Source organism: Phycisphaeraceae bacterium, assembly GCA_019636655.1.
GTDB lineage: Bacteria > Planctomycetota > Phycisphaerae > Phycisphaerales > UBA1924 > JAHBXB01.
Genome location: JAHBXB010000002.1, coordinates 226,622 through 239,817 on the forward strand (window position 1 = coordinate 226,622; position 13,196 = coordinate 239,817).

The window sequence follows — 13,196 nt, forward strand, 5'->3', positions numbered from 1 at the left end:
CCGACGCGGCGCTATGCCGCTCCCTGCTCCGTAGACCCCGAACCCAGCACCCCGCCTAGGCCGCGCCGCCAGCGGGCTTTGCTGCCGCCACCGCCGGCGCTGCCGGGGACGCGGCGGGCGCGGTCACCCGCATCACTTCCTCAACGCTCGTTACGCCGTCGATCGCCTTTCGGATCGCGGCCTGCTGGATCGTCGGCTGCTGCTTCTTCCGCATCGCGGCCCGGAGCCCGTTCAGGTCGCCGGCGGCGACCATGGCCCGTTCGTCGGGCCCGATGGCGAACACCTCGAAGATGCCCTCCTGTCCGAAGTACCCCCCGCCCTGGCACATCGGGCAGATCTCCGGCTTGTTCTTGACGAGTACCTGCCCGCCCTTCTTGAACAACTGCTTCACCTTGTCCGCCGGGAGTCCGAGCTTCTTGAGCATGTCCGCGGGCGGCGGGTAGGCGGCCTTGCAGTTCGGGCAGAGCTTGCGGATGAGCTTGCCGACGATCACGCCGTGGAGCGCGTTCGCCCCGGTCTTCACCTCGCCGACACTCTTGAGCCAGGACTCAATGGCCGCGGACGCCGAGTCGGCCTTCACGCCGACGTACACCCGCGTGCGCTCGAGATCCGCCTTGTTGATCTCTTTCGCGGTGGCCGCGTCGGGGACCTCGGCCACCAGGACCACCTGGGGATCGCGGCGGAGCACGGAGCGGACCAGCGTGCTGAACTCGGCGCCCTCTTTCTCAGGCTCAAACTTGTTCACCCGCACGCCCTCGAGCGACGCCTGCGCGTCGGACTCGAGCGTCTGGACGTTCATGGTGTACGCGTCGTGCAACTGCAAGAGCGAGTAGCCGATCGTCGTGCGACCACCGTCCGGCGGCGTTCCGACAAGGACGACGCCCTTGGCCTCCTCCGCGATCGCCTTGAGTTCGGCCTGCTGAACCTCAAGGAGGCCAAGATCCGTCGGCTTGCGGAGCACCGACCCCTCGGGGTCGATCAGCATCGAAACCCGCATCCCTCCCTGCACCCCAAGGCTCGTTACGCGCACGACCTTCTTCCCACCCGCCAACTCGATCTGCACATTGCCCTGCAGGCGACGGCGGCGGTCGGAAACATCCAATCCCGCGGCCGCTTTCCAGAAGTCCATGATCTTGACGGCCTGCGCTGCGGGCATCGTCCCACCACCTTCGAGCGCCTGCCGCACGCCGTCGACCAGCAGCGCAACGCCGTAGACCCCTTCCTTCCCGGTTGGCCCGATGTCGATCTGGGCCGCGCGAGCAAGCATCGCCTTGGTGTATACCTCTTCGGAAGCGACCCGCACCTCGAACTCCGGCGTCTCGGGCTGCGGCGCGGGAACCGTGCGGGTGAACTTCCCCTTCTCGTCGGGCGACCGAACCACGAGCTGCACCTTCGCCTGCGCCTTCGCCGCGGCCTTGGAGGCCTTAGAATCGCCAAGCGACGCCATGTTCAGCTTGATGTGGAACCGCTCAGGAACGCGCTCGTCCTTGTTGGCGACGACCGCGTAGATGACCAGGTCAGCGGCGAGGATGGCGATCATCGCCAGCAGGCCGATCCAGAACGACAACTCGCCGCGGATCGGCATCGCCAGCAGCACGCCCAAGGCCAGCGTTCCAGCGATCAGGTGCCCCAGGTTCCACTGGCGGCGCGGCAGGAAGAACCTGGCCGCGTGCTTGTCGTAGACCTTGGTGATCACCCAGGCCCACGGCACGAACACCAGCAGGATGATGACCGGCTTCCAGAACGAGACGAGGAACAGCGGGCTGCCGCTGGAAGCCAGCGTGAGCACCGTGAGTTGATCGGTTTGGTGCGCCATCTTCGATGCAACGGCCGCTGGGCCGACTCCGTCCCGCCACCCCCGCCGTCCCACCCGGCCGCCCCGCGCAGGGAGGGGGGGAGGGGGACGATACCACACCGAGTCCGATCAAGCCAGCGGCAACCCCCCGCCCGCCATGGGCTTGGGGGCCTGCTCTGACGGTCCGGGAGCGCTCCAGAAGGGCCTACCCCAGCTTCTTGAGCCGCATGGTGAGTTCGTCGGGGTTCGGGGTCGCCTCCAGGGCGGTGCGCATGTGGATGTACTCGCCCTCGACCAGCTCGACCAGGGACTGGTTGAAGTCCTTCATGCCGCGTTGCTGGGCCTCGATGCTGTTGAGGTACTCGCGCAGCTCGCCTTCGCGGGCCTCGATGATGTGCTTGCGGACCACCGCGTCGTTGATGAGGATCTCCAGCCCGGGGATGCGGTGGATCTTCTCGTGGAGGGTCGGGAGGAGCTTCTGGTAGACGAACGCCCGCATCTGGTACCCGAGGATGCGGCGGACCTGATCGACCTCCTCGGACTCGAAGAGGCCGTAAATGCGGCTGAACGTCTGCGTGGTGCTCGACGCGTGGATGGTGCCGTAGACCAAGTGGCCGGTCTCGGCGGCGTGCAGCGCGGCCTCGAACGTCTCCTTGTCGCGCATCTCGCCGACCAGCACGATGTCCGGGTTCTCTCGCACAAGGGCGCGGAGGGCGATCTTGAAGTCCAGCACGTCGATCCCGATTTCGCGCTGGTTGATGGTCGCCTTCTTGTCCGTGAAGATGTACTCGATCGGATCCTCGATGGTCACGATGTGCACGGGCTTCCGCTCGTTCACGTAATCGAGCATCGCCGCGATCGTCGTCGACTTACCCGAGCCGGTCACCCCGCACAGGAGGACAATGCCCTGCGGCTGCATCGCGATCTCGCCCATGATCTCGGGGAGGTAAAGGTCCTCGAAACGGCGGATGTTGCTGGTGATGAGGCGGGCCGCCACCGAGAGCTTGCCGCGGGCCTGGAAGAGGTTGACGCGGAACCGGTTCTTCTCGTCGTAGTCGTAGGCGAAGTCCACCGAGCCGTAGTGGTGCAGGTCCTTGAACTGCTCCTCGGTGAGGATGTGCTTGGCGATCTCGATGAACTCGTCACCCTGGACCGGGGGCGTGTCCAGCGCCTTGAGGGCGCCGCGCAGCCGCACCTTCGGCGACTGCCCCGTCTTCATGATCAGATCGGACGCCGAGAGCTTGATGCACGTCTGAAGGAACTTGCCGAACCGCGTCGCGTGCGGGTCATGTTTCTTATCGGGGTCGAGGGTAACGTGTCCCGCTACCGGCGCCGATGTCGAATCCGAGTCCAGGCTCATCGCGTGTCCACCTCCAGCGTGTCCCGTGCCGTTTGAACCCGCCCTTGCCACCCCGTTGACACCATTCCCGCCAACCGAGGCCCCCGACACCGACTCGTTGTTCTGCACGACACGATCCCTTCGCTGGCAATGGTACTCGATCCGGACGCCCTCGGGCGCGCCGGCACTGATTCCTGTCCAACTCACCCAGGCTTTGATGCTGTTTCGGCCGCCCGAGTCGCTCGGGCTCGCGGCCGTGTGGGCGTCTATTCGCAGGCCCGCCGGTGCCGGTTGCCGGGCGGGTTACCACCCGCGAAGCCGCTCAGCATGACACGGGGTTCCCACGGCACCACGCGGAAACCGGTGCACCCTGCGGCGGCGCCCGCATTAGTCGTGGCGCAACGCCACGATTGGATCCTGCTTGGCCGCCTTCAACGCGGGGTAGATCCCAAAGACCAGTCCCGTCGCCGCGGCGACCAAGAACGCCACCAGGATCGACCAGAGTGTCACGTGGGTCGGCAGCGCCGCATCCGCCGAGACATACCGCCCGATCCACCAGACGCCGGGCAACTTCGGCACCCCCCAGGTCAGCACCCTGCTGAACCCCACACCGAGCACAACGCCGATCAGGCCACCAATGGCGCTCAGCACACCAGTCTCGATCAGGAACTGCCAGACGATGTGCGACCGTGTCGCCCCAAGGGCCCGCCGGATGCCGATCTCGCGTGTCCGCTCCGTCACTGATGCCAGCATGATGTTCATGATCCCGATCCCGCCGACCAACAGCGAGATCCCGGCGATCGCCGCGAGCATGATCTGGGCCTGCAGGGCCGTCCGCTTGGCGTTCTCCAGCAGTTCGTACGGGACGATGATCCCGATGTCCTTGAGGTTGTCGTGCCGGACGGCCATGAGACGCTTGGTGAGCTCCGCATAGCCAAGCACCTCCTCCCGCTCGGGAGCGACAAGGTAGATCTCCGACACCTCCACCTTGCTGATGTTCCTGGACCCGCTCTCCCGCCGGAAGATGGTGTCCCCGAAGACGGAGTCGCAGGTCGTGATCGGCAGGTGGATGTCCAGGTTCAGGTCCCGCCCCACTAAGGCGGCCCCCGCACCGCCCGAGAGCCCGACGGGCGCGAGGATCCCGATGATCCGTACGATCTTGTCATCGATCCGGATCGAGTTTCCCAGCGGGTCGTCGAACGGGAAGAACTCTTTCGCCACCTCCGCCCCCACCACCGCGACCATCGACCGCTCCTCGAGGTCCTCCTGCGTCAGGTAGCGCCCGCGGGCCACTCGGAGATTCGCCACCTCCTTCAGTTCCGGCGTCGTCCCGAACGACTGGCTCGTCTTTCGCCGGTCCTGCCGCAGGATCTGCGATCCCACGGCCTTGAGCGGCACGATGTTCTCCGCATCCGGAAAACTCTGACGCAGGTTCTTGAGGTCGTCGCGGGTCAGCCCGTACTTCGCCACGAACGACTGCTGCTGCTGGCCCCCGCCCATCTGCTGGCTCTCGGGGGGCTTCTGCGAGCGGATGATGACGTTCTTGGCTCCGAGCCGCTCGAGTTGGTCAAGAGCTTGCCGCTTCGATCCTTCTCCCACGCTCACTGTCGTGATCACGGCCCCGACACCGAGAATGATCCCGAGCGCGGTAAGGATGGAGCGCAGCTTGTGCCGCCGCAGGTTCCCCAGCCCCAGCTTCATCATCTCGAACAGAAACGTCAATCGCCGGCCCTCGTCGCTTGGTCGAACTGTCGCCCGCCGCCCTACCGTCCCCGATCCTACCGGGAGACTGCCAACAAGTGGCGACCATTCGCGTCGAGTCTGAGACGGAAACCGAGCGAGGCTGGGTATACCGCATCACCGTCGATGATGCGGATGAGCCCTCTGGGCACGTCACGCTCACACTTTCCTGGGCCGACTACGAGTTCTGGTCCCACGGCCGGGTTGCACCGGAGCGGGTTGCGCAGGCCGTCATTGAATCCGTTCTGGCCTCCGGCCGCGCCGAGCCGCTTCCCGATCGCTTCGATGCCGCCACGGCTCGCCGGTGGGTGCCGGATCTCAATGACCTGATCCACGAGCGCCTGTAGCCCCTGCCCTCCTACCTCCTGGCAATGGTCAGCAGCGCCAGGGACATCCCCGACGCCTCCGGCCGCTCGCGGGCAAGCCTTGCATACCGGTCCGCGAGCACTTCCCCGGACGTCGCATCCTTCGGACCCACCGCCCGCCCTGGAGTGCCTGGGCCGCGGGCGACGTAGCCAAGCCCGAAACTGACCGCGATCACCGCGGCGGCGGCCAGCACCCCACGCCAGCCAACCCGGCGCGGTTGCGATACAAGTCCGCCTGCGGCCCCTGGAAGCTGAACGCTGGCCGTCCGCACGCCAGCCTCGTCCGCCGAAGCCGTGCCGCCAGACACAACGCTCAGCGCCCCGCGCAGTCCCTCTATCCTCTCCCGGCAGGCATCGCACGACGCCACGTGCCGCTCCACACGCTCCATCTCCGCGCCCTTGAGTTCGCCGCTGACCACATCGGCAAGCACCAGCTCGACATGATCACACTCCGATGGCTCGCTCCGGTTCGTACCACTGGTCGTCATGGTCTGGCTCCTTGTCGTTGTGGCCGTTCAATCCGCCCCGCCATCTGGGCCCGAACGGCATCGAGTGCCCTGATGTAGTGCGTCTTCGCCGTTGGAACCGCGATCTGCAGCTCCTCGGCAACCTGCGCAAACGTCATCTGGTCGCACACCTTGCACAGGAGCACCAGCCGCTGCATCTCGGACAATCGATCCACCGCTTGCGCCACGGCGCTCTCCGCTTCGTGATCGCGGCCGCCTCGCTCATCGGCCGGCTCCGCAACCGCACCGAGATGCCGAGGGCCGCGGGTCCGCGCTCTCCCGCGGTCCGCCGCGATATTCGCGCACACGCGTCGCAGCCACGCCGTCTGCGCGGCCGCACTCGGGAACCGCGGGTTTGTTCGCACCAGCCTGAAGAATGTCTCCTGAACGCACTCAAGGGCGCCGTGATGGTCGACGCCGAGCGCCGTCGCCCATCGATAGACGGTTCCACGGTGCGCGAGAAAGCATGCCTCGTGGTCGAGAGGCGCGCCGCATTGCGCGGTCGCGGCGAGGGCCGCGTTGATCGCCGCGGTGATGGCCGGTGGCATGCTCACCGCCCGGGGTCCCTCACGACGCTGCTGACCAGGATCTCCTGGTCGCGGTCCATGATCGCCAGCGCCTCAAACTCCCACACCACAGCGGACCCCTCCGTCCGACCGCCGTTGTGGCCGATCACTTCGCCGGGCATCTCAACGCGGACCTCCCACCGCTCGTCGGACAGGTCCTCGGTCACCGCTCGCCGATCGTGCTCCAGCCTCACGGCCGCCTTAAAGAGCCCCCGCTGCTCCGCGCTCAGGCCGCTGGACTCCAGGGCCTTCATCATCGCGCCATGGAGCCCGTTCGTGAAGTCCTCCGCGACCTGCACAATCGACGTGTCGCGTTGCTCGCTCTTGGGCTGGGAGAGCAACGCAGCGATCGGGGCGGTGTCGTAGCCGGCCACATAGCGCTCCGCCGCCGCGTACACCGAGAGCCCCCGGTCCTGCGCACCGAGTCCGATCGCCCGGATGCCCGCCATGACACCCTGCAACTGCTTCGACAGCTCGACCTTCTTCATCAGTGCCAGCAACTCGGATCGCTCCATATCTGTCAGGGTGTCAGCGTCGGCAGTGAGGAGCCGCTTCGAAGAGGGGTTGTTCTCAAGCCGGCGCTGCTCGTAGGTGTAGGGCGCATCCGCCCTCCTCTGGTACACCCGCCTCAGTTGGTAGTAGGTTCCATCAGCCCGCCGCTCGGCCAGGAGTTCCGTCGGGAACTGCAGCACGATTGATGCGCGAGGATCCTCGACCGCCAGGTATGTCGATGGCAGCGGCCGCCCCGGAGGGACCGTGAGCGATGCCGTGCGCGTGATGCGCGGCTTGCCGTCCTTGTCCTTGTCCTTGTCTTCGACCTGCGACACGGCCCAGCCGGCAACGCCCGCCTCCGGCAGCGCATCCCCATCTCCTCGGAAGTCCGCCGGGTCGCCGACAAACTCGCCGGAGAACATGACCGCACCGTCCGGCTGGACCCTGATTGTTTCCCGTCGTTCCAGGCACCCCGCCATGACGAGCAGTCCCGCGGCTACGGCTACCCGACCCACCCAAATCCCACACATCCGTTCCATCGGTGTTCTCCTGTGAGCGTCGCCCGCTCTGAATGGAAGAACGCGGAGAAGTGGGGCTTGGATGACAGCGCTGCCTACGCGCGGCTACTTCCGGTTCGGCTGGTGACCGGATCCCCCCAGCATGTCCTTCAGGTACCGGCCCGTATAGCTCGCCTTCACAGCCGCGACCGCCTCCGGCGGCCCCGCGGCGACGATCGTCCCGCCCTTGTCGCCCCCCTCGGGGCCCATGTCGATGATCCAATCGGCGCACTTGACCACGTCCAGGTTGTGCTCAATCACCACGAGCGTGTTCCCCGAGTCCGCAAGGCGATTGAACACGCCGATCAACTTGTGCACATCGTCGAAGTGCAGACCGGTCGTCGGCTCGTCGAGCACGTACAGAGAGTGCGCCCCATTCCGCGCCTCCGTGCCGCTGCCCTTGCCCAGCTCCGTCGCCAGTTTCACCCGCTGCGCCTCGCCCCCGGAGAGCGTCGTGCTCGGCTGCCCCAGCGCGATGTACCCTAGGCCGACGTCCTTCAGGCACCGCACAAACCGCAGGATCACGGGGTGGTTCTCGAAGAATCCGCACGCCTCGTCGACCGTCATGCCCAGCACGTCCGCGATCGACTTCCCGCGGTAGTGCACCTCCAGCGTTTCCTTGTTGTACCTCGACCCGCGGCAGACCTCGCACTCGACGTACACATCCGGCAGGAAGTGCATCTCGATCTTCTTCATCCCCTGCCCCTCGCACGCCTCGCAGCGCCCGCCGCCGCCGCCGGCGTCGTCCCCGCGGTCGGCGCTGACGTTGAACGAGAACCGCCCCGGCTTGTACCCGCGGATCTTCGCCTCCTTCGTCTGCGCGTAGATCCTGCGGATGTCGTCGAAGATCCCCGTATAGGTCGCGGGGTTGCTCCGAGGGGTCCGGCCGATCGGGCTCTGGTCGACCTCGATGACCCGATCGATCCGGTTCAGTCCCGTGATCCTCGCGTGCTCGCCGGGTCGCAGCCGCGCCGCCGCGGCAACCTGCGCCCGGGTCATGCCGCTCTGGGCCCCCAGGTGCTTCTTCGCGGCCAGCAGCAAGATGTCGTTCACCAGCGTGCTCTTGCCGGACCCCGAGACCCCGGTCACACACACGAGCCCGCCGAGCGGGAACGCGGCGTCCACGGCCTTGAGGTTGTTCTGCCTCGCCCCCTTCACCACGATGGCGTTCTTCTCGTCAACCTTCCGTCTCGCCGCGGCGCCGGGCGCCGGGATCGACAGCACGCCCGAGAGGTACTTTCCCGTCAGCGAGGCCCCGCCCCCGCGGCCAGCCTCGATGATCTCCGCCAGCGTCCCCTGACCGACGATCCTCCCGCCGTGCACGCCGGGGCCCGGCCCGATGTCCACGACGTGGTCCGCCGAGCGGATCATCTCCTCGTCGTGCTCCACTACGAGCACGGAGTTGCCGATGTCCGCCAGGTGGCGCAGCGTGCGGATGAGCCGGGCGTTGTCCCGCTGGTGGAGCCCGATGGTCGGCTCGTCGAGCACGTAGCAGGCGCCGACGAGCTTGCTCCCCACTTGCGTCGCGAGGCGGATCCGCTGCGCCTCGCCGCCCGAGAGCGTCCCGGTCTTCCGGTCCAGCGACAGGTACTCCAGCCCCACGCTCTCCAGGAACCCGAGCCTGCTGAGCACCTCGCGCACGATCGGCTCGGCGATCCGGCTCTGCTCCTCCCCCAGGACGAGCCCCTCCATGAACCCCCTCGCATCCGTGATCGTCAGCCGGCTCAACTCCGCGATGTTGATCGCCGAGCCGTCGTCCCTCGATCGTCCGCGGCCGATCACCGAGCCGGAAAACGCCTTGGCCGTATCCGCCCGGTGGGTCGAGTGCAGCAGCACGTGCAGCGCCTCGATCCGGAGCCGGTCGCCCAGGCAGGTCGGGCACTGCTTCTCCTCCATGTACTGCCCGAGCCACTCCTTGATGAACGACGACTCCGTCTTCTCGTACCAGCGCCGCAGACCGGTGGACACGCCCTCGAACGTCGCCTTGTGCTTCTTGGCCTCCTCGGCGGTTGTCCCGTAGAACAGGATGCGCCGCGCCCACTTGGGCAGCTCCGACACCGGATCGCCGAGATCGATCCCGAACGCGGCGCCGAACTGCCTCAGCCGCTTCCGGTACACCCGCCCCATCGGCGGCGGGACCTTCCACGGCACGACCGCGCCGTCCGCGAGGCTCTTGCTCTCATCCGGGATCACCAGCGACTCGTCGAACTCGACGATCATCCCCAGCCCGTGGCACTCCGGGCACGCGCCGTGCGGCGAGTTGAACGAGAACAGCCTCGGCTCGATCTCCTCGAGCGCGCACTCGGGGTGCACGGCGCACGCGAAGCGGCTCGAGAACACCCGGTCGGCCCAGCGGGCGCCACCCGCGCCCGCCTGCTCCTCCACCGACACGATGACCGAGCCCTCCGCCAGCCGCAGCGCCGACTCCACCGACTCGGCCACCCGCTGCCGCTGCTCCGCCTCGACCTCCGCCCCCAGCGCGATGCGGTCGACCACCACGTCGATGTCGTGCCGCTCGTACCGCCCCAGCCCCAGCGGGTTCTCCCCGCCGGCCTTGATCGCGTCGCGGATGTCGACCACCGCGCCGTTCACCCGCAGCCGCGCCCAGCCCCCCTTCTGCATCCGCTCGGGCACCTCCGCGTGGTGCCCCTTCTTGCCGCGCACCACCGGCGCCAGGATCATCAGCCGGACCGGCTCGGAGCCCTTCGCGCCCCGCCCCATGTCCACGATCGCGTCGACGATCTGCGTGGCGCTCGTCGCCTCGATCGGCAGGCCGCACCGCGCCAGCACGCTCCCGTCCTTGCCCGTCTTTGTCGCCGCCCAGCAGCAGGCGTGCCCGCACCGCGCCAGCAGCAGGCGCAGGTAGTCGTAGATCTCCGTGCTCGTGGCCACCGTCGATCGCGGGTTGCTCACGCCCGACCGCTGCTCGATCGCGATCGTCGGGGGCAGCCCCTCGATGTCGTCGACATCGGGCTTCTTGAGTTGATCCAGGAACTGCCGGGCGTACGCCGACAGCGACTCCATGTACTTCCGCTGCCCCTCCGCGAAGATCGTGTCGAACGCGAGGCTGCTCTTCCCGCTCCCCGACAGACCCGTGATCACGACCAGTTTGTCGCGCGGGATATCGACGTCGATGTTCTTGAGGTTGTGCTCCTTGGCGCCGCGGACGCGAATGCACCGCCCCGCCTCCGTTCCTCCACCGCTCCCACCCGGGCCCCGGCCCGTTCGGGCCCGGGGGGACCCATTGCCCGACCCCGCATCCACCACCACCGGTGCTGGCCCGCCCGTCGCCGCTCGTCCCTTCGCCACACCGTTCTCCCTGTATTCCTCTTATTCACTGCGAACCGCACACGGTAGCCGCGGCACTCCGTTTGGCCAGTCCGGAGGGTCTTTACGGTGCCGCTCCTGGCCCAGGGAGGCTCGGCACGGCCTGCCCCTGGCCCGCCTGCCCGGCCCGCTGAGCCCTGCCCATCCACAGCAGCCCCAGCAGCAGGCAGCCGATCGCCATACCCATCAGGTACAGCCCGATCCCCTCGCGCCACCGCCTCGAACTGATACCGGCCACCTTCTTCTGATCGCTCACGACACGCCTCCCCGTCGTCCACCCTTCCCGCCCGGTCTCTTGCCCGACTTCACCCCCGGCATCCCCGCCTTACGCTTCGCTCCCCGGCCGGCGAACTCCTGCTCCACCTCCGACCGCCGCACCTTCCCATCCCCGCCGCGGACGCTCTCGATCTCCCGCCGCTGCTTCAGCAGTTTCACCTTGTCGCGCAGGTTCGCGGCCCGCTCGAAGTCCAGCGACTGCGCCGCCTCCACCATCTCCCCTTCCATGTCCCGGATCAGCTCGTCGATATCGAACGCCTCCTCGGTGTCGGAGACCGCCTGCCGCGCCGTCCGCCGGGCCTTGAGCTGGAGTTCAAGCCCGCGCCGGATCGCCTTCTGGATTGTCCGCGGCGTGATCCCGTTCGCTTCGTTGTACGCCACCTGCTTCACCCTGCGGCGCTCGGTCTCCTTGATCGCAGCCTCCATCGCCGGCGTCACCGCGTCGGCGTACATCACCACCAGCGCGTTGACGTTCCTCGCCGCACGCCCCATCTGCTGGATCAGGCTCGTCGGGCTCCTCAGGAAGCCCTCCTTGTCCGCGTCCAGGATGCACACCAGCGACACCTCCGGCAGGTCCAGCCCCTCACGGAGCAAGTTCACGCCGACCAGCACGTCAAACTGCCCCGTCCGAAGATCCGAGAGAATCTCCACCCGTTCGAGCGTCTCGATGTCGCTGTGCAGGTACCGCACCTTCAGCCCCTGCTGGTCCAGGTAGTTCGTCAGATCCTCGCACAGCCGCTTGGTCAGCGCCGTCACCAGCACACGCTCGCCGCTCGCCACCCGCTCCTTGCACCGCGAGACCAGGTCGGGCACCTGTCCCGCCGCGGGCCGTACCTCGATCACCGGGTCCAGCAGCCCGGTCGGGCGGATCACCTGCTCCGCCACCTCGCCGCCGCAGCGGTCCAGCTCGTACGGGCCCGGCGTCGCGCTCACGTACAGGCACTGCGGCACGATCGACTCGAACTCCTCGAACCGCAGCGGCCGGTTGTCCAGCGCGCTCGGCAGGCGGAACCCGTGCTCCACCAGCACGGCCTTGCGCTGCTGGTCGCCGTTGTACATCGCCCGTACCTGCGGCATCGTCACGTGCGACTCATCGATGATCAGCAGCCAGTCGCGGAAGTTCGGCCTGCTGGCCGGCGGCAGCGGCGCCTCCCCCATGCTCCCCCCGCCCGCCGCGCGGATCCGCTCCACGCTGCTCATCAACCGCCCGGCCCCTGTGGCGGGCGGCGCGTAATCGAAGTAGTCCATCAGCGTGAACGGCCGCTCCCCCGGCTCCCGCCCGTCCATGAACCTCGAGTAGTTCTCGATCCCCGGGCACATCCCGACCTCTTCCAGCAGCTCCAGGTCGTACTTGGTCCTCGCGATGAGCCGCTGGGCTTCCAGCAGCTTCCCCTCGTGCCGCAGCTGCATCACCCGGGCGTCCAGCTCCTCGCGGATGGCCGCAAGCGCCGCCTGCATCCTGGTTTCCGGCATCACGTGGTGCACCGCCGGGAACAGGAAGAACTGCGACTCCTCCGCGAGCACCTCGCCGCTGGTCGGGTTGATCAGGTCCAGCCGCTCGATCTCGTCTCCGAACAGCTCCGCCCGCACAGCGTACTTCTCGTACGCGGGCCACACTTCCACGCTGTCCCCTCGCACCCGGTACGTGCCCCGCTTGAACTCCACCTCCGCCCGGTTGTACTGCATGCTGTTGAGTGCGAGCAGGAACTCCCGCCGGTTGATCCGCGAACCGCGGGTGATGGTCAGCACCTTCTCGCCGTAGGCCTCCGGCGAGCCCAGGCCGAAGATGCACGAGACGCTCGCCACCACCACCGTGTCCCGCCGCGACAGGATGCTGCTCGTCGCCGCCAGCCGCAACTGGTCCAGTTCCTCGTTCTTCGACGAGTCCTTCTCGATGTAGATGTCACGCTGGGGGATGTAGGCCTCGGGCTGGTAATAGTCGTAGTACGAGACGAAGTAGTTCACGCTGTTGCGGGGAAACAGCTCCTTCATCTCTTCGTAGAGCTGCGCGGCGAGCGTTTTGTTGTGGCTGACGATCAGCGTCGGCTTGTTCAGCCGCGCGATCGTGTGCGCCATCGTGAAGGTCTTGCCCGTCCCCGTCGCCCCCAGCAGGCACGCGCACCCCGCCCCGCCCCCGAGCCGGGATGCCAACGCCTCGATCGCCTGCGGCTGGTCCCCCGTCGGCTCGAACTCGCTCACCACCTCGAATCGTCCGCTCTCGCTCGGCATCGCC

General features: G+C 67.5%; 10 protein-coding genes. 1 reads left to right on the top strand and 9 read right to left on the bottom strand.

Translation table 11 applies throughout. The annotated features are described in order from the left end of the window. Window positions 1-55 precede the first annotated feature (55 nt). From tadA to KF745_06405, 3 genes are all read right to left on the bottom strand, one after another. On the bottom strand, window positions 56-1,816 hold the full coding sequence (gene tadA / locus KF745_06395; GenBank protein MBX3358038.1) for a Flp pilus assembly complex ATPase component TadA: 1,761 nt from the start codon (window positions 1,814-1,816) through the stop codon (window positions 56-58). A 184-nt stretch (window positions 1,817-2,000) separates the two neighbouring features. Next, window positions 2,001-3,155 carry a PilT/PilU family type 4a pilus ATPase gene (locus KF745_06400; GenBank protein ID MBX3358039.1) on the bottom strand — a complete coding sequence of 385 codons (1,155 nt, stop codon included), beginning with the start codon at window positions 3,153-3,155 and terminating at the stop codon, window positions 2,001-2,003. A gap of 366 nt (window positions 3,156-3,521) precedes the next feature. Then, a complete protein-coding gene (locus KF745_06405; GenBank protein ID MBX3358040.1) occupies window positions 3,522-4,856 on the bottom strand; it encodes an ABC transporter permease in 1,335 nt (444 codons plus the stop codon). Between the two features lie 77 nt (window positions 4,857-4,933). Here KF745_06405 and KF745_06410 point away from each other — a divergent pair, with 77 nt between their 5' ends. Next, a complete protein-coding gene (locus KF745_06410) occupies window positions 4,934-5,221 on the top strand; it encodes a hypothetical protein (GenBank protein ID MBX3358041.1) in 288 nt (95 codons plus the stop codon). 11 nt (window positions 5,222-5,232) lie between these two features. On the opposite strand, the gene KF745_06415 is transcribed toward KF745_06410, so the two are convergent. The 6 genes from KF745_06415 to KF745_06440 all read right to left on the bottom strand — a co-directional run bounded on the left by KF745_06415 (window position 5,233) and on the right by KF745_06440 (window position 13,192). After that, a complete protein-coding gene (locus tag KF745_06415) occupies window positions 5,233-5,727 on the bottom strand; it encodes a zf-HC2 domain-containing protein (GenBank protein ID MBX3358042.1) in 495 nt (164 codons plus the stop codon). Beyond that, window positions 5,724-6,299, bottom strand: coding sequence for a sigma-70 family RNA polymerase sigma factor (locus KF745_06420; protein ID MBX3358043.1), 576 nt, complete (start codon window positions 6,297-6,299; stop codon window positions 5,724-5,726). The genes KF745_06415 and KF745_06420 overlap by 4 nt, the downstream gene beginning before the upstream one ends. Further along, window positions 6,296-7,342, bottom strand: coding sequence for a hypothetical protein (locus KF745_06425; protein ID MBX3358044.1), 1,047 nt, complete (start codon window positions 7,340-7,342; stop codon window positions 6,296-6,298). The genes KF745_06420 and KF745_06425 overlap by 4 nt, the downstream gene beginning before the upstream one ends. An 84-nt stretch (window positions 7,343-7,426) precedes the next feature. Continuing rightward, window positions 7,427-10,669, bottom strand: coding sequence for an excinuclease ABC subunit UvrA (uvrA, locus tag KF745_06430; protein ID MBX3358045.1), 3,243 nt, complete (start codon window positions 10,667-10,669; stop codon window positions 7,427-7,429). A gap of 82 nt (window positions 10,670-10,751) precedes the next feature. After that, on the bottom strand, window positions 10,752-10,943 hold the full coding sequence (locus tag KF745_06435) for a hypothetical protein (GenBank protein MBX3358046.1): 192 nt from the start codon (window positions 10,941-10,943) through the stop codon (window positions 10,752-10,754). After that, window positions 10,940-13,192, bottom strand: a complete 2,253-nt coding sequence (locus KF745_06440; GenBank protein MBX3358047.1) for an excinuclease ABC subunit UvrB — start codon at window positions 13,190-13,192, stop codon at window positions 10,940-10,942. The genes KF745_06435 and KF745_06440 overlap by 4 nt, the downstream gene beginning before the upstream one ends. Window positions 13,193-13,196: the final 4 nt, after the last annotated feature.